24 protein-coding genes are annotated in these 26716 nt (G+C 44.3%); 6 read left to right on the top strand and 18 right to left on the bottom strand.

All coding sequences use genetic code 11. The annotated features are described in order from the left end of the window. Positions 1 to 73: 73 nt before the first annotated feature. From MHH46_RS12650 to MHH46_RS12600, 11 genes are all read right to left on the bottom strand, one after another. Positions 74 to 790, bottom strand: coding sequence for an MgtC/SapB family protein (locus MHH46_RS12650; RefSeq protein ID WP_036686231.1), 717 nt, complete (start codon positions 788 to 790; stop codon positions 74 to 76). A gap of 181 nt (positions 791 to 971) precedes the next feature. After that, positions 972 to 1763: an SDR family NAD(P)-dependent oxidoreductase gene (locus tag MHH46_RS12645; RefSeq protein WP_076105002.1), complete on the bottom strand. Its 792-nt coding sequence runs from the start codon at positions 1761 to 1763 to the stop codon at positions 972 to 974. A 112-nt stretch (positions 1764 to 1875) separates the two neighbouring features. Further along, positions 1876 to 2988 (bottom strand): rhamnogalacturonan acetylesterase, encoded by a 1113-nt coding sequence (locus tag MHH46_RS12640; RefSeq protein ID WP_076189890.1) that lies wholly within the window; start codon positions 2986 to 2988, stop codon positions 1876 to 1878. A gap of 57 nt (positions 2989 to 3045) precedes the next feature. Beyond that, positions 3046 to 3885 carry a carbohydrate ABC transporter permease gene (locus MHH46_RS12635; protein ID WP_038570347.1) on the bottom strand — a complete coding sequence of 280 codons (840 nt, stop codon included), beginning with the start codon at positions 3883 to 3885 and terminating at the stop codon, positions 3046 to 3048. A 3-nt stretch (positions 3886 to 3888) separates the two neighbouring features. Further along, positions 3889 to 4809 (bottom strand): carbohydrate ABC transporter permease, encoded by a 921-nt coding sequence (locus MHH46_RS12630; RefSeq protein ID WP_076105030.1) that lies wholly within the window; start codon positions 4807 to 4809, stop codon positions 3889 to 3891. A 143-nt stretch (positions 4810 to 4952) separates the two neighbouring features. After that, positions 4953 to 6287, bottom strand: a complete 1335-nt coding sequence (locus MHH46_RS12625; protein ID WP_076125892.1) for an extracellular solute-binding protein — start codon at positions 6285 to 6287, stop codon at positions 4953 to 4955. A 121-nt stretch (positions 6288 to 6408) separates the two neighbouring features. Further along, the gene (locus MHH46_RS12620; RefSeq protein ID WP_076189889.1) at positions 6409 to 7977 is read right to left on the bottom strand and encodes a response regulator; all 1569 of its coding nucleotides are present in this window, start codon (positions 7975 to 7977) and stop codon (positions 6409 to 6411) included. Then, positions 7970 to 9736, bottom strand: a complete 1767-nt coding sequence (locus tag MHH46_RS12615) for a sensor histidine kinase (RefSeq protein ID WP_076190155.1) — start codon at positions 9734 to 9736, stop codon at positions 7970 to 7972. Before MHH46_RS12615 ends, MHH46_RS12620 begins: the two co-directional genes overlap by 8 nt. Before the next feature lie 223 nt (positions 9737 to 9959). Next, the gene (locus tag MHH46_RS12610; RefSeq protein ID WP_076125889.1) at positions 9960 to 10754 is read right to left on the bottom strand and encodes an ABC transporter ATP-binding protein; all 795 of its coding nucleotides are present in this window, start codon (positions 10752 to 10754) and stop codon (positions 9960 to 9962) included. Further along, positions 10747 to 11670 (bottom strand): ABC transporter permease, encoded by a 924-nt coding sequence (locus MHH46_RS12605; protein WP_036686219.1) that lies wholly within the window; start codon positions 11668 to 11670, stop codon positions 10747 to 10749. The genes MHH46_RS12610 and MHH46_RS12605 overlap by 8 nt, the downstream gene beginning before the upstream one ends. Before the next feature lie 61 nt (positions 11671 to 11731). Further along, a complete protein-coding gene (locus MHH46_RS12600) occupies positions 11732 to 12802 on the bottom strand; it encodes an ABC transporter substrate-binding protein (RefSeq protein WP_076189888.1) in 1071 nt (356 codons plus the stop codon). A 324-nt stretch (positions 12803 to 13126) separates the two neighbouring features. Here MHH46_RS12600 and MHH46_RS12595 point away from each other — a divergent pair, with 324 nt between their 5' ends. Beyond that, positions 13127 to 14062: a C40 family peptidase gene (locus MHH46_RS12595; protein WP_076189887.1), complete on the top strand. Its 936-nt coding sequence runs from the start codon at positions 13127 to 13129 to the stop codon at positions 14060 to 14062. Between the two features lie 90 nt (positions 14063 to 14152). Here MHH46_RS12595 and MHH46_RS12590 read toward each other — a convergent pair whose 3' ends face one another. Then, complete coding sequence (locus MHH46_RS12590) at positions 14153 to 16849, bottom strand: calcium-translocating P-type ATPase, SERCA-type (protein ID WP_218642197.1); 2697 nt, start codon at positions 16847 to 16849, stop codon at positions 14153 to 14155. Positions 16850 to 16975: 126 nt separating this feature from the next. Continuing rightward, positions 16976 to 17389 carry a DUF2500 domain-containing protein gene (locus tag MHH46_RS12585; RefSeq protein WP_256717152.1) on the bottom strand — a complete coding sequence of 138 codons (414 nt, stop codon included), beginning with the start codon at positions 17387 to 17389 and terminating at the stop codon, positions 16976 to 16978. Between the two features lie 184 nt (positions 17390 to 17573). Between MHH46_RS12585 and MHH46_RS12580 the strand changes: the two genes are divergently transcribed. The 4 genes from MHH46_RS12580 (at position 17574) to MHH46_RS12565 (ending at position 19739) form a co-directional block, all read left to right on the top strand. Continuing rightward, on the top strand, positions 17574 to 17936 hold the full coding sequence (locus tag MHH46_RS12580) for a hypothetical protein (protein WP_076189885.1): 363 nt from the start codon (positions 17574 to 17576) through the stop codon (positions 17934 to 17936). Between the two features lie 112 nt (positions 17937 to 18048). Next, positions 18049 to 18318 (top strand): hypothetical protein, encoded by a 270-nt coding sequence (locus MHH46_RS12575; protein ID WP_076189884.1) that lies wholly within the window; start codon positions 18049 to 18051, stop codon positions 18316 to 18318. Between the two features lie 192 nt (positions 18319 to 18510). Next, positions 18511 to 18750 carry a hypothetical protein gene (locus tag MHH46_RS12570; protein ID WP_405132609.1) on the top strand — a complete coding sequence of 80 codons (240 nt, stop codon included), beginning with the start codon at positions 18511 to 18513 and terminating at the stop codon, positions 18748 to 18750. A 128-nt stretch (positions 18751 to 18878) separates the two neighbouring features. Next, positions 18879 to 19739, top strand: coding sequence for a YitT family protein (locus MHH46_RS12565; protein WP_076125880.1), 861 nt, complete (start codon positions 18879 to 18881; stop codon positions 19737 to 19739). A 1217-nt stretch (positions 19740 to 20956) separates the two neighbouring features. On the opposite strand, the gene MHH46_RS12560 is transcribed toward MHH46_RS12565, so the two are convergent. The 4 genes from MHH46_RS12560 to MHH46_RS12545 all read right to left on the bottom strand — a co-directional run bounded on the left by MHH46_RS12560 (position 20957) and on the right by MHH46_RS12545 (position 26103). Further along, positions 20957 to 21244, bottom strand: a complete 288-nt coding sequence (locus MHH46_RS12560) for a stage VI sporulation protein F (RefSeq protein WP_036686212.1) — start codon at positions 21242 to 21244, stop codon at positions 20957 to 20959. A 66-nt stretch (positions 21245 to 21310) separates the two neighbouring features. Next, complete coding sequence (gene recG, locus MHH46_RS12555) at positions 21311 to 23362, bottom strand: ATP-dependent DNA helicase RecG (protein ID WP_076189883.1); 2052 nt, start codon at positions 23360 to 23362, stop codon at positions 21311 to 21313. Positions 23363 to 23371: 9 nt separating this feature from the next. Beyond that, the gene (locus MHH46_RS12550; RefSeq protein WP_076129154.1) at positions 23372 to 24235 is read right to left on the bottom strand and encodes a DegV family protein; all 864 of its coding nucleotides are present in this window, start codon (positions 24233 to 24235) and stop codon (positions 23372 to 23374) included. 83 nt (positions 24236 to 24318) lie between these two features. Further along, positions 24319 to 26103: a DAK2 domain-containing protein gene (locus MHH46_RS12545; protein ID WP_076189882.1), complete on the bottom strand. Its 1785-nt coding sequence runs from the start codon at positions 26101 to 26103 to the stop codon at positions 24319 to 24321. A 190-nt stretch (positions 26104 to 26293) separates the two neighbouring features. On the opposite strand from MHH46_RS12545, the gene rpmB reads away from it, so the two are divergent. Then, entirely contained in the window at positions 26294 to 26482 is a 189-nt protein-coding gene (rpmB, locus tag MHH46_RS12540; RefSeq protein WP_036686205.1) for a 50S ribosomal protein L28, read from the top strand. A gap of 102 nt (positions 26483 to 26584) precedes the next feature. On the opposite strand, the gene spoVM is transcribed toward rpmB, so the two are convergent. Further along, the gene (spoVM, locus tag MHH46_RS12535; RefSeq protein ID WP_020431362.1) at positions 26585 to 26665 is read right to left on the bottom strand and encodes a stage V sporulation protein SpoVM; all 81 of its coding nucleotides are present in this window, start codon (positions 26663 to 26665) and stop codon (positions 26585 to 26587) included. Positions 26666 to 26716 lie beyond the last annotated feature (51 nt).

The following is a 26716-nucleotide window of genomic DNA, read 5'->3' as shown; positions in this document are numbered from 1 at the left end:
CTCCCTTCCAGTGTCTGATAATTGTCTCCACTTGATAGATTACCACATCTAGTCATGAGGTGACATGCTCTTTTTACAATTGCTCCACTTCTACGCTCATTACATGTTCAATTTTCTTCACATCGTAATAGATTTCTGTTGCGTAATCCCGATCCGGTGCTGAGATCACCATATCGATCATTTGTCTGCCATCTTCCAAATCTTTAATTTTCATTCTTCGAATCGCTCGGGATGGACCTCTAGTACTACGCTGCGAGCTGACCTGAGGCCGCTCGATTTTTTGGATCACTTCTGTAAGCACAAAATTAGCTTCCATAATGATCCTCACTGAAACTTCATGTTTATTCAGTACTTCTGGTCCTAGCGAACGGATTAAATGAGGAACTAAATTCACAGCAAACATCAGCAGAATAACCGCATATGCTGCCTCAATATAGAATCCCGCACCCACAGCTATACCAATTCCAGAAGCTGTCCAGATGAGTGCTGCCGAAGTAAGGCCCGAAATGGCATCTCCGCCTCTACGCAGAATAACACCCGCACCCAAAAAACCAATCCCGCTGACAATCTGAGCCGCAAGCCGCATTGGGTCCATGTTTGGATGCTCTGGTCCTGCGAACTTATCAAAGGCATGGATAGACACCACTGTGACAAGACAGCTCGCAATGCTTATGACCATACTGGTCCGTATCCCCAGCGGTTTCTGCTTGATCTGTCGGTCAATCCCGATGAACAGCCCGAACAGCATGGCCACTAGTAACTTCATTAATGATTCCAATTGAAAATCCATATCGCAATCTCCTTTCTCCAGAGATACTCCATTATAACGGAAATTGGAGATAATGATTAGCTTTATTTTACAACAAAAAACGGCATAGCCATCCTCACCGCAGATGCTCTTTCGACCCGTGTGGTCCGGCATAGCGACGAGGATGGAATCCGTTATGAGAGGCCAAGATTATGTTGAAAAATTAACCATGCAGAAGCGACTCTGCACCGTCACAATAAATTTCCGTCCCCGTAATATGATCTGAATCTTCAGACGCCAGAAACAGCGCCAGCTTCGCTACTTGATCAGGTCGCCCCGGACCTTCTTCCAACGGTTGATCTCCCTCAGGAAATTCTACTGGGATTTTCACTTCTTTCAGATCCTCTGATGGAAAAGTGTTGTCATCTATATTGGTCTTTATAGCCCCAGGACAGATCGCATTTACGCGGATTTGAAATTGAGCCAGTTCCAGTGCCGCCATTTTCATAAAAGCAACCTGTCCTGCCTTTGTCGTACTGTAAGCAGAAAAACCAACATTAGAAAATACACGATTTCCGTTAATGGAGCTGTTGATCAGGATGCTGCCTCCGCTTTCTTTTAGATGCGGTATCGCATATTTAACAGTCGCGAAGGTTCCACGCAGGTTAATATGAATGGTCTGATCCCAAGCTTCAATATCCATCGTTTCAATAGGCGTCATCGCCCCATTAATCCCTGCGTTGGCAAAAACAACATCAAGACGACCCCATTTCGCGGCCGCCTTATTTATCGCCGCTTCCACTTGTGGTGGTTCAGCAACATCACATTCGATAACTAGGGCTTCTCCGCCCTCTTTCTCCACTTGCTGTCTAACCTTTTCCGCGTTCTCTACAGTTCTGTCCAATAATACAACTTTGGCTCCGTTACGTGCGAACTCAAGCACGGTTGCCCGGCCAATTCCTGAGCCGCCTCCGGTTACAACTGCAACCTTACCTACAAGCTTTTTATCTGCCATATCGTGATATCCTCCTTCTTATCATGCAAGTCTTCCAGTTAAGTTCTTTCCTTAACCTTAACCTTGCATACAGAAGTTGAACCGACAGATATTTACTTTTCCTTTAGGATTATTATTCTCCCTGACGAAGATGAATGATGAGATCGTTTAATCCAACTTCCCGGATCCCTTCCACTATAAGCTCAGCTAGAAGACGAGCCCCTAAAATCTGAAAATGTGTATTATCCTGCACCCCACCTGGATGCGCAATAAATTCTCCTGGATAGCTCCACATGAATAAATCTTTTGAGCCCTCTGAGCCATAAGCTTCAAAGAGCTTGCGGCTCTTCTCGGCTAAATCAATCAGTGGAACCTTCTCGGTATCTGCGAGTTCCCGCATGGCGATTAAATAATCTCCATGCGTGTCTACAATTGCTTCTTCACTATCAAATCTTCGCCGATGTACAGAGCTCACAAGAACCGGATAGGCCCCCGCTTCTCGGGCGACTGTAATCAACCGGAGCAAATGTTCTTTATATGTAGTAAAGGGCTCGGTATGTCTTAAATCATCAGTTTTGGAATCATTATGTCCAAACTGGATGAACAGATAATCTCTGGGTCTGATATCTGCGGCAATGCCCTCCAAATGCCCTTCCTCAATAAAACTCTTGGAACTGCGTCCAGAAAGTGCTCGATTATCTACAGCTATTCCGGCTTTGAAGCAGCGTGGCAGCAGTTGGCCCCACCCCACATAGGGGTAACCTTCTTCCCCTTGATCGGTCACCGTGGAATCTCCCGCCAGAAATAAGACTAGCGCTTCATTGTCCATCTGAATGTCCAAGGCGTTAATACGCGGTGCCGCACCCGAGAACGATAGCTTTAGCTGCCCAACCTTAACCCTAATTGCAAAGGATTCGCGCAAATATTGGCCCGCAGGCACATTTAGCGTGTCCAATACGAACTTGCCTTCTCCAGCTTTGATAAATGTGCTGGTATCTGCCAGAGCATCACCCAACAGCAGCGTAACACGGTAGATCCCATTCGGGAGATCCAGAAGAAAAACTGCTTTCTGTGGGATGCAGCAATCGCTTCGCAGTATATCTGTTCCCCCTCTGAAACGACCAAAGACTGAGGAATCAGAAGTGAAACCATACCCTATTTCCTTAGAATAAGATGTGTCCGGCCGAATTTTGGTGTAGCCAGGCTCAGCTTCCTTAATCCCAAAATCAAAACGATAGCTATCCAAATTCAGCCGCACCTTTCTTAATTAGAGATTTAAAACATTTATATTCGTTTGCTGAAATCAACCTTTCAAACCACTGGTGCTGATTCCTTCTACAATCTGCTTTTGGAAGATAAAGAAGATAATCATGACTGGTGCCAAACTTAGAACAGACATGGCGAACATTGGACCCCAGTTGGATACGGACTCACTGTCCAGGAACATTTTAAGCCCCATCGAAACTGTATATTTAGAAGGTGAGTTCAAGTACAATACCGGTCCAAGCAGGTCTTCCCAGCGCCAATAGAAGGAGAAGATCGCCGCAGTAGCCATAGAAGGACGAATGAGTGGAAGTATAATTCTGAAATAAAGTCCAAATTTCCCACAACCATCGATGGTAGCCGCTTCATCAAGTTCAACAGGAATGGTCCGAATAAACTGCAGCATTAGGAAAATGAAAAACGGGACACCGAAGAACTGTGGAACAACGATCGGTTTGATACTGTCGAGCCATTCCAATTTGGCATAGATAATGTATTGAGGGACGAGCACCACATCGGAAGGAAGCATCAGGGTCATCATCATGATTCCGAACCATAAGCCATGGCCTACAAATTTATTGCGGGCAAAACCGAAGGCAACCAGTGAAGATGAAATGACTGCGCCCAGTGTTGCGACAATGACAATTACAAAAGAGTTCTTGATGAAGACACCAAAGGAGTAACCTGCAATACCTTCCCAGCCTTTAGCATAGTTCCCCCATTCCCATGGATCAGGTATAAGGTGTTGTGCTGTAACAAATACAAGCCGGCTCTCTTTAAAAGAACTCATGATCATCCACAGAATCGGATACAGCATAACGATAGCGAGGCCACCTATAAGGATGTGATAAAGCGGCCATTTCAGTTTAATTTTCGCCATGGATTATTTTCCTCCTTCCGACTCGTAGAAGACCCACGATTTGGATGTCTTGAACAAGATTCCGGTCATGATGCCGACAAGCAACAACATTACCCAAGCCATAGCCGAAGCATAACCCATATTATTAAACATAAAGGCCTGACGGAATAAATAGAGAGAATACAACATAGTGCCGTCCATAGGTCCGCCTTCACCTTTAGAGATAATATAAGCTGGAACAAAGGTCATAAATGCGCTGATCGTCTGCATAACTAGATTAAACAGAATCACTGAACTTAAGAGTGGCATAGTAATCTTGAAGAACTTTCTGAAGAATCCGGCTCCATCCACACTAGCTGCCTCATACATTTCACCAGGAATATTTTTAAGACCTGCAAGAAAGATCAACATGGATGAGCCAAACTGCCACACAGATAGAGTTATCAACATGATAAGCGCAGCATTCGGATTGCCAAACCAACTTACCGGTCCAATTCCGAAAAAGCCAAGCATGCCGTTAATAATTCCTGTATCACTAAAAATATTACGCCACATGATGGAGACCGCCACACTACCCCCTATAATAGAAGGTAAATAATAAGTTGTCCGATAGGCTCCTACCATACGTGATTTCGTATTTAGAATCATGGCCACAAATAATGCGAAGGTTAGACGTAAAGGCACACCGATAAATACGTAAAGCAGCGTTACCTTTAGTGAATGCAAATATTTCGGGTCATTTGAGAACATTTTGATGTAATTATCAAATCCAATCCACTTAGGTGGAGCGAATAAATTGTATTTGGTAAAAGAAAGATACAGCGAAATGATCATCGGGATCAGTGTGAAGCAAAGGAAGCCAATGACGAACGGACTGATGAAGGCATATCCTGTAAGGTTGCTTCGTAACCGCCGGCCGGTGAGGTTCTTTTTCTTAACAGCCAATGGATTCGAAGGTAGGGGATTCGTTAATGCCAAGGGTCTCCAACTCCTTTTTATGTGAATAATATGGGAAACGGGATGCCGCCTAGCGAAATGGCATGCCGTTTCCCATGTGAGACGCAGTATAGTTATCTGTTACCCTACGATTAACGGCTGGAAAGAATAGAGTTCGCTTCTTTTCGGAACTGTGCCGCTGCTGCTGCTGGATCGATTTTCCCGAAGTTCATTTGTTCAGCAAGGTCTGTAAGCAGGGCTACAACCTCTGGTGATCCAACCGGTGGACTCATAGGTGAAGTAGTAGGCTCCATGTCAGCAACAAACTTAAATACTTGCTTACCGGAATCAGTTAATTGTGTAGCTACAGATTCTTTGATTTTGCTTGAAATCGGTACTCCGCGTTCGCCTTTGATCAGGTTGTTAGCTTCCACATCATTAATCCAGAAATCAACGAACTTCGCTGCTTCTTCCTTCACTTTAGAGTTAGAAGTAATTGACCAGTACATACTTGGCTGCATGTAAAGCCCTTTATCCATATCTGGACCAGGCATTTGTGCCAGCTCCATAGGACGATTTACAGCGATTTGCAAAGCAACGTATTGGTTCGACCATTGCCATACACCGATACCTGTCCCTTTAACAATATCCGACTCTTCAATAACCCCTTTATTTTGGCTCAGTTTGTCTTGTGATGGGACCGCTCCATCTTTAATCAAACCAGACAACATTCCGAAAAAGTCAGTGAACAACGCATCGTCCTCATAACCAAGTGCGGAACCATCATTGTTATAGAGTGCCAGCCCTTTTGTACGCAGATAATAGTTGAAGAACACGTCTGCTGCCATGGAACCGTCCATATACAGTCCAGCCGACTTAGCTTTTGCGGCGATTTCCTTGTATTGATCCCAAGTCCAGTTCTCTGGGATAGAATCAACACCTGCCTTTTTCAGCAATTCTGGATCATATTGAAAACCAAGTACGTTAACCCCTAACGGAATTCCGTATTGCTTCTCACCGATCACTCCAGTACTCAGCACGTTCTCATTCACATCGCCGACTTGAATCTGAGAGTTCAAATAAGGTTTCAAATCTTCGAGCTGTCCGTTAGATCCATATTGATTAATATAGGAAATATCCATTTGAACGATGTCAGGAAGTCTATTTGCAGCAGCTTGCGGAGCAAGCTTTTTCCAGTAATCATCAAAGGATGCATATTCAGGCTCAATGGTTACATTCGGATATTTGGCTTCATACATATCAATAACTTGTTGTGTATAAGAATGTCTTGTATCTCCACCCCACCATGCGATACGCAGGGTTACTGGTTCTGCTGAGGTCGTGGCCGCAGGTTTCGTCTCCGAAGGAGTATTTGTAGCGGAATCCGTAGCAGCAGCATTGTTATTGTTGTTACCTCCACAACCAGCTAACATCGACGACAGCAATAATGGTACGGCTAGTAAAGCGAATCTCTTTTTCAATTTCATGTCCCCTTTTCCTATGATAGTGTAAAGGCTCTGATCCCTTTAGGTAGCGCTTTCATTGGTTAAATTTTCTCAAATATTCCGTGATTATTGAATACAAAAAACCGTCTTGTTTGTTCAATAATCAGTTCGCTTGAGGGGGTTTCATGAAATCTGTAGGGGTCTGGCCGGTTACTTTTTTAAATACCTGGCTGAAATATTGTGCATTTCCACCGAAGCCGAACATTTCAGCCAGCTCAAATACTCTCACATCCCCACTTCTCAAAATATGCTCCGATGCTTTAGCAATCCGGTAATTGGTTACGTAATTCGAGAATTTCTCTCCGGTAATTTTCTTGAATATTTTGCCTAGATAGTCGGGATTCATATATAACATTTCAGCAGCGACCGAGCTAAGCGACAGCTCTGCATTCTTGTAATCCTCTGCGATAATTTTGAACATTTTGTCTACAATAAGCGATTGCCGGGAACTAAAATGTCGGTCATACATCGCTGTTAAGCGAACCGCTGCCTCTTTGACGTATGCTTTTAAACCTCCCAAGGTTCTAATTTCGGCAAGCTCCGCCAAGCCCGATGTGAAGCTATTTCTTTCATCAGGGACTGCTAAACGAATCATAGCGGAATATAACTGTAAAACATAAGAACGCGTCACGTTAATATCTAACCGTTCATCAGCGAGCAAGTTGAATAATCGTTCCAATTCCAGCTCCACCGTATTTTGATCGCCTGCTTTTATAAGTAGACAAATATGCTCTTCATCTAGCTCGATATCATTTCTTCCACTTAGCTCATCACTTGGGATATCACTCCCGGTAATCAAACCGCCCGCCTCCAAATAAAAACGATGGTTTAGGCACTGCAAGGTCTGACGATACAATCTCCGGGAATGAATCATAAGGTCAGCATCACTAATCGCGATTGTCACATCCATTTTATAAAACTTGCAGAATACCTCTCTTACTTCAGCGATACGTTTAAGCAAGGGGCTATTCTGCACCGTATTTCCTTCGTCTTCCAGTAATATTAATAAATGACCGCCTATCGTCGCACTCAGGAGTGTTTCCTGAAGTACGTCCTGGGCAATATTTTGCAGAGCGAACAATTGCTCATATTCGTAAGAACCTTCTAGTCGGAACAGGAGCAAGCGTACCGTTTTGTCATTGAGTTCAATGCCGAATAATTCCTGATAGTACTCTAGATCCTTACTTCCATAAGTTTTGTTAGAGATCCATTCCTTCAAAAATTGTTCTTTCACATGGGGCAACACCTTCTGAAGACGTTGTTTCATGCTATTTACGAATTCGCCCCGGCTCTTCTGTTCATCGAGCTCTGCTACCAGCTCAACCAGCGCTTCATGGATCTGATTCTCATTGCACGGCTTTAAAAGATAATGTTTGACCCCGTTCTGCATAGCAATACAAGCATAATCAAAATCCTTATAACCAGTCAGCATAACGAATTTCACATCTGGAAATCGTTCACTGCATTTTTGCACCAGTCCCAAACCATCTAAACCAGGCATAGAAATATCAGTGATCACAATTTCGGGGCTAAGCTCCTCTATTTTTACCAAAGCCTCAATCCCGTTCCACGCCGTGCCTACAAGCTCTGTTCCCGCTCGTCCCCAGTCCACAACCTGCGATATCCCTTCCAGAATCAAGCGTTCATCGTCCACCAGCAGCAGTTTATACATTCTCTAGCACTCCTTTTAAGTAAGGTATACGCACATGTATAGTTGTTCCTTGACCCGGCTCACTTTCTATGACTGTGCCCCATTCAGGGCCAAAGACGATTTGAATCCGTTCCGCGATGTTAGCTAAGCCGATGCCTTCTCCACGTGTCTTAACTCTTCCCATCTGCAAATCTTTGATAAATTCAGCGCTCATTCCCGGTCCATTATCACTGACTCTGATATCGAGCCCCTGCTCTTCTTCACTAACTGTTATAGAAATGGTGCACGGTTCAATATTAGGCTCTAGTGCATAGCGGATAGCATTTTCGATTAAAGGCTGCAAGGTCAGCTTCGGAATCAAAGCGTCATGCAGATGTTCAGGTACATCCATCCGGAAATCAAGCCTCTCATCAAACCGTGTTTTCTGGATAATGACATAATTGCGCACGATAGTGATCTCTTTTTCAAGTGTAATCAGCGGATCCTTTAGACCAATAGAGCTGCGGAACAAGTAACCGAGCGCTTCTACCATTTCTGAGATTTTGGCTTGTTTGTTCATTTTGGCTAACCAGTTGATCGATTCCAGTGTATTGTACAAAAAATGCGGATTAATCTGTGCCTGCAAAGCTTTTAGCTCTGTCTCTCTAATAATCAGCTGCTTCGCATAGTTCTCATCAATAAGCTCTCTGATCCTGCGGATCATCATTTTAAAAGTCCGGTTTAGCTGACTAACCTCGTCCTGCGCAGTCTGTGAAACCACACCTAATGACTGTTCCTCCAGATTGTCCAGATCGCCCTTCTCGATTTGCTTCATTTTTTTGGTCAGCTTAGAGATCGGACGTACAATACTGCGAGCAAGCCTGTAGCCTAAAAGGAGACCAATTAATAAGATTAGTGCGAATATGATGACGACCAGCTTTTTGACAAAAGTAATATGTTTGAACATCTCATTAAATGGAGTGGCATTGATGTAGATCCAATCTATATAAGATGATTTCGTCTTGGTTATAAAATAAGTACCTTCTTGATATTTGGCCGTGCGATATAGCTCCGGACGTTCTGTCTCTTCTTTAAGCTCTTCTGGCAAAAGAATCGGCGCTTCAGGATAGATTGCCTGTCCCGTCGTGGCATCAACTGCGATTAATTGGTCAGTTTCGCTCGTACTATCCGCAATGATTAGATCGATCCGAATACGGATCACGAGTGTACCCAGATCATCCAGCGTAAACGTTGACCCTGTATAAGATTTAATCTGCCGAACCGCCAAAAGTGAATTTCTGTTTCCTTGCGGATACCACACTATACTCCCGCTAGCTTCCGCAGCTAACGGCTTTAACTGATCCTGCAGATCCTGTGATACTCCTTCACGATTGCCCGCAGTCATTACTCCGCCACTCGTATCCATCAGCATCATGGAATAAACGTATTTCTCTGCCCCTGCAAAAGCAACCAGTCTGTTTATGATCTTGTTATGTAGAACTTGTCTTTCATAAGGCTGTGGATCATTCTGCAATTGGCGCAGGCATTCTTGAATTTGCTCATCAGACACCACTGTAAAAGAAAGCTGATCCAATTCTCTTAAGGCATTTTCGATGCTAATGGAGGACATCCCCAGTACCTCAGAAGCCTTTTCATAAATTTGCTTGTCATAGATACGATACACATATTGTAAAACGGTCAAAGAGAATAAAAAGGAAAGTAGAAGCAAAAAGGAAATTATCAGTATCATTTTGTTGAAAATGCCCGAACTTCTGTAAGCGCTAACATTTTTCCAAATCATCTGCATTCTCCGCTCCCTAAATATGATAATTTTCATTTATTATCACTATAATTCCATTATAAACCATAATGTTCCATTTGGGTAAATTTACGTGAACTGAAAGATAAGGATAGTATAATGGCTCGGCGAAAAAATTCCTATGTAAAAAAGGGCTCGAAATGAAATCCAGAATCAGACTTCACTTCAAGCCCTTATATTGAGCTACCTTCACACCTACAACTGACTAGCCAAGCATCATTCGGTCATCTGCCAATTTATGTCCGCTGATTGTCTCGAATTCTCCGAGCAGCCGTTCTACAGTAAGATCTTTTTTACGTTCCTCATCGATATCCAAAATAATACGGCCCTTATCCATCATGATCAGACGATTGCCAAGACGAATGGCCTGTTCCATGTTATGAGTAACCATTAGGGTGGTTAACTTCATCTCACGGACAATGGACTCTGTAAGTTTAGTAATCAGCTCCGCACGAGAAGGGTCAAGGGCTGCTGTATGTTCATCTAAAAGTAAAATTTGCGGTTGAGTAAAGGTCGCCATTAGCAGACTTAGCGCTTGTCTCTCTCCACCTGACAACAACCCTACTTTTGCCCGCAGGCGATCCTCCAGCCCAATCCCCAGACGGCTTAGCTCATTGCGAAACAAAGCTCTTTTAGCTTTATTTACGCCAAAGGTTAACCCTCTGCTTTTGCCTCTTTTATAAGCCATAGCTAAATTTTCTTCAATCGTCATATGTGGAGCCGTACCCGCCATTGGGTCCTGAAAGACACGGCCAATCCAACGACTCCGTTGAAATTCCGCCAAATGGCTGATTGAATTTCCCTCAATGCTGGCTGTACCCAGATCCGGCTTCATGACACCGGAAATAATGTTCATCAACGTAGATTTACCAGCTCCATTACTTCCAATGATGGTGACAAAATCACCGGGAAGAAGCTCCAAGTCAATGCCGAGCAGCGCTATTTTCTCATCCGGTGTTCCGGGATTGAACAGCTTAGATACGTTCTCCAGTTTAAGCATCGATGGTGCCTCCTCTCTTGCTGCTTAGAGCCTGCTCAGCTAATTCAACGGAACGCCTCCGCGCCATATTCTTCTGCTTCAGGAAACGCTGAATCGACGGGAATACAAGAGCGAAAATAACGATAATTGCTGTGATCAGCTTAAGATCCGAAGCTTTCAGCCACGGTACCCGCAAGGCAAGTGCAACTACGATCCGGTAAACTATGGATCCGAGCACAACAGCCAATGTGGCCCGAAATACATTTTTAGCACCGAATATGGCTTCACCGATGATCACCGAAGCTAACCCGATTACAATCATCCCAATACCCATAGAGGAATCCGCAAAAGTAGAATACTGAGTGATTAACGCCCCCGAGAGCGCCACCATTCCATTGGATAAACTGACACCAAGAATAGTGGTATTATCCGTGTTCACACCCAGACTGCGGATCATTCTTGCATTATCTCCGGTAGCCCGCAGCGCAAGTCCAAGATCTGTACGCAGGAATAAATCCATTACTATTTTCACAAAAATAACTACAAACGGCAGTACGAGCAGAGGATCAATGGAAGTGAACAAGGTAGTGTCGCCCATTAAAGACCAGTTCGGTTTGCCACCAAATATCCGCAGATTAATGGAATAGAGTGCAATCATCATCAAAATCCCGGATAACAGTCCATTAATCTTGCCTTTCGTATGTAATAGGCCCGTACACATTCCTGCCAGCATTCCACCAGCAATAGCGGCCAGGGTAGCAAGCCATGGTGCATAACCGTTAGTAATCATAACAGCGGCAATGGCACCACCAGTGGTAAAGCTCCCATCTACAGTCAAATCAGGGAAATCAAGAATACGAAAGGTAATGTATACACCTAAAGCCATAAATGCGTAAAGCAGTCCCATTTCAACGGCCCCGAGCATCGAATTTAACATAGATGACTTCCTCCTTCGAGCGGAAAGGGGCGTTCTCACGAAATCGCCCCTATATAATGGCTTATTGAATAATATTGTTAGCTTGATCGGCAACTTCTGCCTTCATTGCATCAGTCACTTCTATGCCTTGCGCTGCTGCAGATTTCAGGTTAAGAATGAGATCGAGTTTTTCTTGCATGGTTACTTTCATATCAGCTGGCTTTTTACCATTTTTCAAAATATTCACGGCCATTTGACCCACTTGATAGCCATGATCGTAATATTTAAAACCAACGGTGGCGAAAGCTCCCTTTTCAACCGTATCACGGTCACTGGAGAAGAAGGGAATTTTCTTGTCATTAGCTGTTTGAATAATGGTATCCACTGCACTTACGACTGTGTTATCCAAAGTAATGTAGAATGCATCTACACGACCCACAAGTGATTCTGCAGCTTGTTTGACTTCAGAGGTATTCGTGATGGCAGCCTTCACAAGCTCGATTCCATGTTTATCCAACTCTTTTTTAGCAATCTCAGCCATAATTACTGCATTTGGTTCACCTTCATTAATAACGATCCCCAGCTTTTTCACGTTAGGAAATTGGGTAGCTATAAATTGCATTAATCTGTTAATCGCTTCGGGATTTGTGTCCGATACACCTGATACATTTCCACCTGGATGCTCCAGATCCGTGACAATCTTCGCGTCGAGTGGGTCAGTTACTGCTGCGAACAAAATCGGTGTATCCTTACTTGCTTTGCTGAGTGCTTGAACAATTGATTGAGCGGAAGGCGTTGCAATTGCCAATACCAAATCATTAGAGTCAGCGGCAATCTTTTGAGCAATGGATAAGTTATTCGCTTGGTCAGCCTGAGCATTCTCAAGGTCAACCTTCAGGTTCTCGCCTTCAACGATTCCTGCATCCTTCAAAGCAGCGAGAATTCCTTCGCGTGTAGCATCAAGTGAGGGGTGCTCCACATATTGCGAGATCGCAATTTTGTACGTTTTTGAATCTGCTGCTCCTGCATTCGTAGGGGAATTACCGGAATTCGCTGCATTTCCTGCGTTTCCCGCAGTGTTATTGTTACCACAACCAGCTGCTACGAGCATGAAGCATAAGCTTAATCCCGCCAAAATGTTTCTCTTTTTCATCAAAGTACCCCATTTCATTAGTTTATTAACGCATACATCAAGGTGAGCGACTCAGCATTATCACTTTTATCGATAAAAGCATTAAAGCATAAGCTTACACGTACCTCACATTAATGATAGAAATCTATTAAACCTATATTATATGGAGGTTGTTTATCCGTCAATCACTTATCATATTTCCATAGATTTCAAATTCTGAAGAATATATGACATCAAAACAGGTAATGCTTGGTTGTCTCTTACAACGATTGCCTTCGTTTCTTTTACATAAAAAAAATCGCCCTGCACAAACTTAATTTACAGTTTGAAGATGGAGCGTGTTAAATGGCTAATAATCACAAAAGACTACTAACCACCGCTACTGTATTGCTTGCTGTCGCTTTAACGAGTTCATCCTGCGGTTATTCATCTCAATCGCAAAAACCTAAGGTTAACGCGCTAACTCCTGATGGAACAAATGCCTCCAGTTATTATGAACAATCTGCAATTACTGACGCTCAGGGAAAGTACTGGATTCCACTTAAGCCTGCGGTTACTTCGCTCGGATATCGGATGAAAGATGATGGTTCAAGTGATGGATACACTAAAATCGGTTATAGCGATGTTATGTATATGCTGCGCCCTGGCTCACCACAGGTATTCTCACTTGGGGAAAAAATCACACTGCCACAAGCCCCTAGACGGCAAGAAGGGCAAATCTATATCACCCCTTTAGCCTTGTCCAAATTTCTGCAAACAGAAGTAGGCTGGAATCCCCAGTCGGGTGAGATAAACATTGCTACACCGTCCGAACGTAAGACTATCGAAAAATTATCGACGGTCGAATCCACGAGTGAATCTAAATCTTTACGCATTCAAAGTATTTCTGAAGCGGATAAAAAGGAGTTAGTCGCTTTTGCCAAAAATTTCTTAGGTGTACCCTACGACTTTGGCGCTGGATCTTATGAAGAAACCAAAAAATTTGATTGCTCTTCTTTTACAAAGCATGTTTTCAAAAAATTCGGTGTCAGCTTACCTCGTTTAGCTAAAGATCAAGATAATTTAGGTACTCGTGTAAGTCGAAGCGAACTGGATGTAGGAGATCTTATCTTTTTTACCGTTCCCGGCCGATTTGAAAGTGATGCTATACCTGGTCATGTCGGTATTTACATTGGAGACGGAAAGTTTATCCACACTTGGGGCGAACCCGGAGTTCAGATCAGTGACCTCGACTCAGGTTATTGGAGTAATGTAATCCTCCACATGCAACGTGTTTTATAAGCTTCCCATACTTTAAAAGAAATCATTCAAAAAGCCTGAATCCCTATTGAAGGGATTCAGGCTTTTTGACTACAACTCTTAACCAAATTCTTAATCCCAGCTCTTGCCCCTTCCGCTTATCCGGACAAACAGCTTTACAAGTTCTACTATGACAATAATCGCTACAGCTGCTGCACATACTATTCCCCACTGTAATCCACTTAAATGTGAGACACCAAACCAGTCGTTTAAGCCCGGGATGATGATCACAAGCACAAGCATTAGTATAGAGATCAGCGACGCCCATAACATATACCGATTGCTGAACCAACCGATCTGGAATAGCGATTTTTTATTGGATCTGACGTTAAAAGCATGGGCAATTTGCAGTAATCCTAATGTGGCAAAGGCCATTGTAACCGCAATACCTTCATTGTAATGCGTATGCGCCCATTGGTACACGAATAACGTAAGCGCCGCTTCTATAATCCCTTGATATATAATCCCAATCCCCACGCCGCCAGCAAAGATGCTACTGCTTGCTTTACGCGGCTTCTTCGCCATTACATCCTCACCGGCTTTCTCAAGCCCGAGGGCAAGTGCAGGTAAAGTATCCGTAACGAGATTAATCCACAGGATATGGATCGGCTCTAGAATACGCCAACCAATCATAGTGGCAATAAATAATGTCAGCACTTCCCCAAGGTTAGCGGAGAGAAGGAACTGGATTGCTTTGCGGATATTGCTGTAAACTTTCCGTCCTTCTTCAACGGCAACAACTATAGTCGTAAAGTTATCGTCGGCAAGCACCATATCTGATACACCCTTGGCAACATCCGTTCCGGTTATCCCCATACCCACACCGATGTCGGATGATTTAAGTGCAGGAGCATCATTTACACCATCTCCGGTCATCGCCACAATTTTTCCTTTTTGCCGCCAAGCCTTAACGATACGCACCTTGTGTTCAGGAGAGACGCGTGCATAAACCGAATAATCGGTAACCTTCTCCGCAAATTCCTCTTCGCTGAATTTATCCAGCTCACTGCCCGTTAATACACCTGATTCATCTTCAATAATCCCTAATCTTTTGGCAATAGCCGCTGCTGTATCACGATGATCCCCTGTAATCATTACAGGTCTTATTCCCGCTTTACGGCAGATGGCTACCGCATCCCGTACTTCCTCACGCGGCGGGTCTATCATACCAACCAAACCAATAAATACTAACTCTTTCTCCGTGGTATCTGGTGAGAGATCGGTCGGCAGCTGCTCCTCATCTCGGAAAGCAAACGCCAACACTCGAAGTGCGTCATTTGCGAGCATTTTATTACTCTCCATGATATTCCGCTTATGTTCGTCTTGTAGAGGTACAATTTCTCCAACCACATAAATATGGCTGCATTTGGACAAAAGTACATCTGGTGCACCCTTTGTCAGCACACGATATCGACCATCTTCTACCTCATGAATCGTTGTCATCAGCTTGCGATCAGAGTCAAAAGGCAGCTCATTTTTACGTGGATATTTCTTTTCAAGCTCCCTTTTGTCAGTACCTATACTAAGCGCATAATCGACTAACGCGGTCTCTGTCGGGTCGCCGATGATTGCTTTTCCGCTCTTGGTTTGGGGATCCTTGTTTCCAGCTTTTGCTTCAGTTTCACTAGGAGTCTTTCCTTCGTCAATGCTGGAGTCATTACAAAGCGTCATAGCTTGAAGCAATAACTCACCACCAGGAATCCCTTCAAGTCCTGCACTGGAATCAGTGGTCTTTCCGTTGACATGTACTTTTTCGACAGTCATTTTATTTAATGTTAAAGTACCTGTCTTATCGGAGCATATAATCTCTGTACTTCCGAGTGTCTCCACGGCAGGAAGCTTGCGAATGATCGCTTTTCGTCCCGCCATTCGCTGCACACCAAGCGCGAGAATGATCGTAACAATTGCTGGCAGCCCTTCCGGGATAGCCGCTACCGCAAGTGAGATCGAGGTGAGTAGCATATCCATTAGCTCTCTTCCCTCGAAGATCCCAACGGCAAAGATAATCACGCAAACGCCAAGAATAATAAAGGTGAAATATTTCCCTAGTTCATCCAGCTTTTTTTGCAGCGGTGTTACATCATTATCTTCCTCCGAGATATAACCGGCAATTCTACCGACCTCCGTCTGCATTCCTGTTGTTGTAACGACACCAACCGCCCGGCCATAAGTAACACTGCTGCTCATATAAGCCATATTGGTGCGGTCACCGATTACAATGTCGCTACCTTCAAGCACACCGGCCCGCTTTTCTGATGGCAATGATTCTCCTGTAAGCGCGGCTTCCTCCGTCTTTAACGATGCGGCTTCCAAAAGTCTTATATCCGCCGGAACTACATTTCCAGCTTCCAGTAATACGATATCCCCGGGTACGAGGTCTTCACTTTTTATCTCAGTAACCTGACCGGAACGTCTTACTCTGGCATGCGGAGAGGACATGCTTTTAAGCGCATCGAGTGCCTGCTCCGCCTTATTTTCCTGAATAACTCCAAGCACCGCGTTCAGAATGACTACAAGCAAAATAATAATCGTATCCGTCCATTCCCCCAAAACTCCTGACAATACAGCTGCTACTAGCAAAATAAAGATCATTACATTTTTAAATTGTTCGATAAACTTTTCTAATAGCGATTTAGCCTTCGCTTCTTGCAGTACATTCTTCCCATATCGCTCCAGAAGTTTAGCCGCTTCATCGGAAGATAAACCCTCTTTCCGAGTTTCCAGCCTATTCAGCACTTCTTCCTCGCCCAGTGTATGGAAGGGTACCAGCCCTTGCGATTGTGAATTATTTGAATTCAAGACCATAGCCTCCTTCCAGAATTGAGATCTGGTAAAACCTCTCATATGAGTTTTACCCAAAACAGGCATGGTGATTCTTAAATGGTATGTACTTTTTTAGAAATTTAGATGTTCTTTCTTCAAATCGCGATTGAAGCTTTTAAACCTAGTCCCTTGATATAGGAGTTCACCTCGGTCCCCTTCTACAATCAGGCCAAAATCCTGATCTCTTACCTGCAACTCCAATCGAGAGCCATCGGCAAACTCAAACGTAACATAATAACTAGTATTTGCTCTCGATTCACCGGATCCACCCCATACCTCGGTTCGTTTGGTGACCGCTGTGCAGTTTGCTTTTATCAAAGGACTTGCGTTATTGAACATCCAGATTCTCACTGATTTAACAATTATAAAAACGAAAAGGCCAAGAAAAAGCAAAGCAAATAATTTAAAAAACAGTGGCATCTCATGAATGAAACTTCCGAAAAAGCTGCGCTCATCAAAACCGTTAAAATCCTGCCATTCGCTCAAATTTATCCCTCCTGACTGAAACTAGATAATAAAAGTTATCTATGCTGCGAAATACGTCATTTTTCCCGTTCGGTTTCATGTTTTCATCATCTATATATGAATTTTTTTCACAAAACAATTTGGATTCAAAGGAAAAGGTATGGTATGCTTTTTATACTACATACAGTTGGGAGGTGTTATTTCGGTGCAATATATAGCGCGTTTATCACTACATTGGTTTCTTCGTATCGTCCTAATTCTGGGAATGATGTTTTCTTTTCCACCTGCCTGGTCTGGAGGAATATTCACTACGGAGCAAGAATCAACGACATCCGAAATTGAACGCTACGAGCGAAAGTTTACACCTCCCGTAAGGATTGCACCTCAAATAACCCCTCAGGTAGGAGCCATCAAAATAACTGAACAGTGGGGAGCGAAGTCCCTTGCGGTAATTGCAATACTCCCTGTACTTTCTTTACTGTTCCGTCCAGTGATTTATAAATTCCTGCTTCGACTGCGGCTGTACCTGTTAAAATTCACGTCTCATTTTCTAATTTCACTCCACTAACGAAGTTCACCTCTGCCCTAAATGAATGTCGGCTGAAGGGAATTTAGAACTTCAATTGATAAAAATCTTAGGTTCATGAATTATAGAGATGCGGATTTCCCGGTGGCTATACATGCTCGCATTGCTCATCATCCACTGGAAGAAAGCAAGTATCTTGGCTGAACCATGTTCTGGATATCCGTTCCGGAGCGCTTTTACATTAGTAATATTCGCAGCACTATTCTTGATTGCTGGATTCTCCGAGAGTACTCGTCTAGCAGACAGAAGTTATTGGCGCACTACTAGTGGACTTGTCCTCGCTGAAACCGAACATGTTAGACGAATTGAAAAGCTCGTGATCCTATTTCGTTATTTCTTAGGTGCCATCTTCTTCTTCAGCTAGAGACTGAGGTACATCCACCCACCTTAGGCGGTGAGGCGCTCTAAGCTCCCTTGCAGCAGTTGTCGTTACGCTGATTGGCAACTTCGTTGCAGGCTTGCTGGCCGGACGAAGCGTTGGTCACAGCCTTCATGCTTCATCTATCATTGGATGCCTATAGTCTCACGGGATAAACTTTAAATTGTTTTAGCCAATTTGGGTAAAGAAAGCGGAGTGCTGGCTATTCTTCACTATTTGCAGCCATTTGCAGCCGTTTGCAGACATTTGCAGACATTTGCAGACATTCGCAGACATTTGCGGCCATTTACAGCTATTTGCAGCCTTTCGCAGCCTTTCGCAGACATTTGCAGCCTTTCGCAGACATTTGCAACCATTTGCAGCCATTTACGTGCTGATCCATGTTATCCTTGGACATCGTCTGACGAAGGAATCTAAATAGATTTGTAAAATAACGGATAAAGTATTCAACTTTGAGAAACGACATGATGCACGAATATTCAAAAAATCTGCCATAGCCACTGAAAATAAGTAAGGTCGTTTCCCCTGTTGAAGGAGGAAAAACTATGCAGAACAAAATAAATCAACGTCAACAGCTACAAAGAAGCTCTACCTTCCGAGTTCTCACAGTCATTGCCGGCGCATTGCTTGCTGCTGTAGGATTGGAATTATTTTTAATGCCACATGGCCTTGTTGTCGGCGGGATTACAGGTTTATCCGCATTATTCGCTCATACTACTGAAATGCAGCTTGGATTGTTTCTATTTCTATTCAATCTGCCCTTTATATTTATGTCGCGAAAGCAAGTAAATCTCCGCTTTGCTCTTTACACTGTTTTGGGATTAACCTGCCTGACCATCGCGTCTCTTGCGCTGCATCGTTTTCCTGCTGTGATTAGCGATCCTTTACCTGCGGCAATGGCAGGAGGCATCTGTCTTGGAGTAGGTATTGGAATATCTGTGAGATTCGGCGGTGTAAATAAACAAGCCAGTGACCAGGGGTATTCTCTGCTGAGCGGCGGACCTCCAAAGTCAACGGAAGTCGTTATTATGATCCTGAACTGTGCAATTCTGCTTTTTGCAGGTACATTGTTCGGTTGGGAGCAAGCAATGTATTCTATCATTGCCTACCTGCTGGCTTTCGAAGGTGTTCGTATCTCACTACGGGGATTATCCCACTCCCGCACTGCTTGGATTACCAGCAGCCGATGTTTGGACATTCAGCAAGCAATCGCAAGCTCCCTAAACCGAGAAGCTGCGATTGCTGAAGGTTCAGGGCAAGATGGAGAGGTTAGCACGTTGTTTTGTCTGACGAACAGAATGGAAGAAGAGCATCTTCGGGCACTCGTTCTACAGTGTGATTCAGAGAGCCAAATTGTGTTTAGATCAGCCACTAAAGATCATAGACAAACACGCTTACACGAATAAAAAGAAGGGAGCGCCCTTAAGCTATCAAAATGGCTGGAGCGCTCCCTTCTTTTTGAATTTAGCCTTTGATCGCAACCAATTTTTCTGAGCGAGACCTAATTTCTTGAGCGAAGATCCCAATTTTTTGTTTGTGACCCAAAACTTCTTGATCGAAGCCTCAAACTCAGCTTATTCGAACAAGTTTACGCGCTTGAGGCAGCTATCGGACACAGCGGACCTTATACGCGAAATTACCCTGAATTTTGGAGGCTATCGGACCCCATAGCTCCTATTGGCACAAAAAACGCCAAATATGAGTCTATTTCATATGAATAACTGCACTGGAGTCCGAAACCTTGCTCCAAAGGCGATATATTTGCGAATAACGTCATTGGAGTCCGAATGCCACAGCGGATGAACAAGATTCGGTGGTACCCTACAGCAGATGAACTTGATTCGGTAGCATCAGACGATGGATAAACATAATTCAGCGGTACCCCACGGCAGATGAATGGAATTCGGTGGCATCGGACACAGTGGGCCTTATACGCGAAATAATCCTGAATTTTGGATGCTATCGGACCCCATAGCTCCTATTGGCACAAAAAACGCCAACTATGAGCTTATTTCTTATGAATAACTGCACTGGGGTCCGAAACCTTGCTCCAAAGGCGATATATTTGCGAATAACGTCATTGGAGTCCGAAAGCCACAGCGGATGATCATGATTCGGCGGGAACGGACGATAGATGAACATGATTCGGGGTCAGCGGACGGTGGATGAACTTGATTCGGCGGGATCGGACAGTGGATGAACTTGATTCGGCGACATCTTACGGCGGGTGAATGTGATTCGGGGTATCGGACGGCGGATGACTATGATTCGCTGTATTAGACGTAGGATGGATATAATTCGGCGCTATCGGATAGCGAATGATCATATTTCTACGGTATTGGACAACGGTTGACTATGATTCAGTGGCATCTGACGAAGGTTGACCATGATTCGGTGGCATCAAACGATGGATGAACATCATTCAGCGGTACCGGACGACGAATGACCACGATTCGGTGGCATCGGTTTGTCCGGAATAGAGACATATTGCAGCATGCCGTAACTGCGACCAAAAACGCAAAGCAGCGATCCTCCAGTAATAGGAGGATCGCTGCTTGCAGACTGTCACATACGATGAAAAAACCATCTATGGACAACCCCTACTTTTCATTTAATCCGCTTCTTAACGGAACATTCCCCACAAGCGGATTAAATGAAAGGTGTTGTTCGGATCGATTTTCTGCGCAATGATAAACTTTACAATTTGTTCTTCCTGTGTCGAGGTCAATTTCTCGTTCAATACACCTGACGCTTTTCGTACCAATCTGCGAACAACCGCAGGATCCTGCAGCTCCTGTTTCGAGATGCCCTCAATCATACTTTTGATACGATCCTTCACAGTCGAGTTTTTCATCTTCAGCTTGATGCGATCCACCAACTGAGGGCTAATTCCGAATTGTTGATAACCCAAGTGTAGCACCTCCCGTCATATCCAATCTTTCACAGTATATGAGCCTTCGGTGCTACATGTGCCTAGTTAGTCAATTAATTCTCCTTGGAAGATCTGTTCACTCTGTAAATAATGCCGAAGAGATGCATATTCAGGTGATGTCCAAAAGGCTTCATCCTTAAGCAGCTCAGCAACATCATCCCGCGCCTGCTCGAGAATTTCAAAGTCAGCCGTCATATCTGCCAGCCGAAACTCCGGTAATCCACTCTGCTTTGTCCCAAAAAAGTCCCCCGGACCACGCAGCTCCAAATCCCTTCGGGAAATCTCAAATCCGTCATCCGTATCGGTCATGGCAGTCATTCGCTCACGTCCGATTTCAGATTTTGGATCAGCTACCAACACACAAAAAGAGGCATGCCGCCCTCTTCCTACCCGTCCACGCAGCTGGTGCAGCTGTGACAGGCCAAAGCGATCCGCATCCATAATGATCATCAATGTAGCATTAGGAACGTCTACACCCACCTCCACCACCGTAGTGGACACAAGCAGCTGCAGCTCATTGTTATAAAACGCCCGCATCACTTCATCTTTTTCAGCGGGAGTCATTTTACCATGTAAAAGCCCAACTTTATAGCTAGGGAAAGCTTGGCTCATCTGAATATGCAAATCAATAACATTCTGCACATCCAGCTTCTCTGACTCTTCAATAAGCGGACAGATCAGATAAGCTTGACGACCGAGATCAATTTCACGCTTAATCAGATTCAGCACACGATCCATAAGATCATGCTTTACCCAGTAACTAGTTATTGGCACCCGGCCTTTCGGCCTCTCAGATAAAGTGGATACATCCATATCTCCAAAAACAGAGATAGCAAGCGTACGAGGAATAGGCGTCGCCGTCATCGTCAGTACATCTGGATTATATCCTTTACGCCGCAATACACCACGCTGATTCACACCAAAACGATGCTGCTCGTCAGTTACTACAAGACCCAGATCACGGAAAAATACATCCTCCTGAATCAAAGCATGTGTTCCTACCACGATATCAAGCATCCCCATTTGCAACGAGGCCAATAATTCTTTACGTTTTCGGCCAGTCACACTGCCCGTCAGGAGTCCCACAGTAATCCCAAACGGCTCAAACATTCTGGTAAGTGAACGCATATGCTGCTCTGCTAAAATCTCTGTAGGCACCATAAGTGCACCCTGAAAACCAGATCTTACCGTAGCAAAAAGCGCCACTGCCGCAAGCACTGTTTTACCCGAGCCAACATCTCCTTGCAGCAGACGATTCATGCAATATGGTGAACGCAGATCATGTAAAATCTCCAGCTCTACACGTTTCTGTGCATCTGTAAGCTCAAAAGGCAGACTGCGAACGAACTGGCGTACCGTCGCGTTATCCACTGTGTGGACTACCCCATCCATCCGCCCGCGGTTCAGAACCCTGAACGCTTGCATCTTCAACTGGAACAGGAATAGTTCCTCATACACCATCCTACGGCGCCCCTGCTGCCCTTCACGAGTGTCCTCAGGCCTATGAATAGTGGCAATGGCCCGTTTACGCGGCATGAAGTCATATTCCCTCATAATAGAATACGGTAAAATCTCTGGAATCAGATCCCCATACTGCTGAAGTCCCTGATTAATAACCTTTCTGATCCAGGACTGCGTGATCTTACCACCTACTGAATAGACTGGCTGCAGTGTTCCCGTCTTCCCTTCACCACGATCCGGAAATTCATAATCAGTCACTGTAATCTGATTGCGCTTCTGATCCCATTTGCCGGTCAGCACAATTTCCCGTCCCACAGTGAGTTGCTCTCTTACGTAATGGCGGTTAAACCAGGTTGCTGTGAACATCCATGGCTCTGCAACCATCTTACAGCTGAGACGTGACTTGCCGCCAAAGCGCTGCAGCACAGGGATACCGATTACTTTTGCCTCTACGGTCACTTTATCCCCGTGTTTAGTCTCGCTAAGCGTTCGGGGCCGATAATCCTCGTAGCGGAACGGATAATACTCTAACAAATCCTTTACTGTAAAGACGCCAAAGGCGTGAAGCTCGCTTTGCTTTTGAGCACTCACGCCAGTTATGTTTTTTACTTCAATTTGATTTAATGCCAGTGTCATATTTATCCCTCATTTTGCAGGCCAAATGAACACAGCTAATGTACCGTTACCGACATGGCTGCCCACGACAGGGCCGACGTTCGTCAGCACTTTTTCTTCCAAGGTGAAGTGTCCTGCAAGCTCATTCAGGAACTCCTCGCCGGAAGCCGGTTCAGCCGTATGACCCACGGCCACATTGATTTTGTTTACACCCTGCAGATCCCGCTTGAACAGTTCAATCATACGGGCGACAGCCTTCTTACGGCCTCTAACTTTCTCCACCGCATAAATAATTCCATCTGCATCAATGGACAGGATCGGCTTAATATTCAGAAGTGTCCCCAGAATAGCGGAGGCTTTCCCAATTCTCCCGCCTTTTTGTAAATATTCAAGTGTATCTACTAAGAAGTAAAGCTTACGCGATTGACGTAGGCTTTCTACAGCCTCAAGTATCTCTTCAGGTCCTTTGCCCTCAGCAGACATTCTGGCAGCTTCCACTACCATAAATCCAAAACCATAAGAAGCGGAGAGAGAATCCACAACAGTGATTCCTTCTCCCTCTTCCTCCAGCATCGATTTAGCCAGCAATGCAGATTGATAAGTCCCGCTCAGTCCAGAAGAAATATGAAAGGAAAGGATAGAACAGCCCGGGTTACGCTCCAGAATACTGCGGTACACATTCATATATTCAACCGGTGAGGGTTGAGAAGTAGTCGGCAGCTGTGAGGTACGGGGAAGACGCTCATAGAACTGCTCCGGAGTCATATCCAGATTGTCCCTAAAAGCCTCTTCGCCGAACATTAAGGTCAACGGTACTACCTCAATTCCGTACGTTTCCGCCATTGCTGGCGGGATATCTGAAGTGCTGTCGGTGACGATAATGGTACGATTCATGGATTTTCTCCCCCAAGCTATAATTTTGCCAACTACGCAATAGCAAATTTCTACTCCATTGTTAAAGAACCATTAGTTCCTATCTATGGCTCTACAGAGAACAGATAATAATACAGGGGTTGGCCACCCTCATGAATCTCAACTTCCACATTCGGATAAGTCTCTTCCAGCCACTCACTCAAAGAATCAGTAGCCTCGGATTCTGTTTCTGCACCAATAAGGATCGTGACGATTTCGTCGCCATTCTCCAGCATGTTGGATAACAGCGCCTGACTTGCAGCCAAAAGATCATCTGCCGCAGCAACAATTTTGGAATTAGAAATCCCAATAAATTGGCCCGACTTAATCTCCAGCTCATCAAAGCTTGTGTCACGTACAGCGTTCGTTACTTGTCCGGACTTCACATGAGAAATTGCTTCCAGCATATTCTCAGAATTAGTCTCCACAGCATCTTCCTCTTGGAACGCAAAAGCTGCTGCTATTCCCTGAGGAATACTTTTACTTGGAATCACCGTAATCTCACGTTCGCCCTCTAGAAGATCTTTAGCTTGTTGAGCGGCAAGAACAATGTTCGAGTTATTCGGCAAAATATAAATATGCTTCGCAGATATAGAAGAAATCGCGTTCACGAAATCCTCCGTGCTAGGATTCATTGTTTGACCACCAGCTAGGACTACGTCCACTCCAAGGCTTTTGAAAATATCAGCAATACCTGCGCCAGAAGATACCGCAATGAAGCCGTAAGGTGCCAAATCATCAGCTGGTGGCTCAGCAGGAGACATTTGTACTGCACTCTTCTCATTCGGCATATCAGCGAATACATCAGGCATTGGTGCAATATCCATACCCGCAGTCAGCAGGTCACGATGCTGCTCTCGCATATTAAGAATGTGAATCTGCGTGATCTCCCCATAAAGAAGAGCCAAGTTCATCACTTCACCTGGAGCCTTAGAATGCACATGCACTTTAATCGTCTCATCATCCGAAATTACAATAATGGAATCGCCATTAACTGACAACGCTTTCCTAAAAGCTTCCTCATCAAAATTAGTTCTCACGTTAGCGCCTAACTGGCGATTAATGAAAAACTCCATATCATATAGAAATTCTATATCTTCAGTAGATAGCTGTGACTGCGCAGAAGACTGTACAGAAAACAGTTCATTTTCAGGTTTCGTTAACACGGGTTTAGGCGCTGGTGCAACTGGTGTGTGGGTTTGTCCTTGCACAGATTCAGACAGACCGGTACTTCCGTTCGTCAGATGCTGGTGAAACCCTTCATAAATGTAGACCAAACCTTGACCGCCAGAATCTACAACACCGACTTGCTTCAATACAGGTAATTGCTCAGGCGTATAAGCTAAGGCTTCTTTTGCTTTGGCTAATACCTCTGTCATCAGCTCCACAACGTCAGTAGTACGGCGGGCATAATAAACAGCATGTCTTGCAGCCTCTTTAGCTACAGTAAGAATAGTTCCCTCTACAGGCTTTACAACTGCTTTATACGCAGCGTCCACTCCGGTTTGCAGCGCAGCAGCGAACTGCTGTGTATTAAGCTCATCATGTTGAGCCGCATACCTGCTAAACCCTCTGAATAACTGGGACAAAATAACGCCGGAATTCCCGCGAGCTCCCATTAATAAGCCCTTGGAGAGTACACCTGCACATTGGCCCACAGAAGTGGTGTTATTTCTCTTTAATTCATTCGCACCTGCGGTCATCGTCAAATTCATGTTTGTACCGGTATCTCCGTCTGGGACCGGAAAAACATTTAGGGAATTGACGTGTTCTGCATGCTGTTGCAGCTTATCCGCTCCAGCCAATACCATAGCGGTAAAATCTGTTCCGTTTATAGAACGCTTACTCAATTGAGAATTCCCCTTCCTAACTTCATGCCTAATCATTCTATGATTAACAGGACATAATGCACTAATTTACATTGTACTATAAGTATTAAAAGAAATAAATGTTTTTGAATCGGTTGACGTAGCAAAATTTGCTGTGATATTATAGATAAGTATTGTTTATGCAGGTGTTAGGAATAAGGAGGTGTAATCTATGTCCCGCAAATGTGCAGTAACAGGCAAGAAACCGAGCAGCGGCAACCACGTGTCTCACGCTAATAACCGCAACCGTCGTTCTTGGGGAGTTAACGTTCAGAAGGTCCGTATCCTCGTGAACGGTAAACCAAAACGCGTGTACGTCAGCACCCGTGCTTTGAAAGCCGGTAAAGTTGAACGCGTTTAGTCTTTAGCAATTTTTAAGACCGAACGATAACTTATATGAAGCAAAAAGCACCCTTTACATTTGTAAGGTGCTTTTTTTCATGTTTTCTTTTCTGTTAGAGGCTTAACTCTTCTGAAATGTGTTCAATATTGCTTTAACAAAACCTCCCAAAAACCTTGGCAGCTTAAACGTGTAAAATTTCATGATTTACCCTCCCATCAATTCATGCCGTACGCAGGAGACTTTCCTCTTGTC

The sequence above is a fragment of the Paenibacillus sp. FSL H8-0175 genome (assembly GCF_045040615.1).
In the GTDB taxonomy this organism is placed as follows: Bacteria; Bacillota; Bacilli; order Paenibacillales; family Paenibacillaceae; genus Paenibacillus_AQ; species Paenibacillus_AQ odorifer.
The sequence above is the reverse complement of the archived record's forward strand: the minus strand, read 5'-3'. Positions and strand labels throughout refer to the sequence as shown.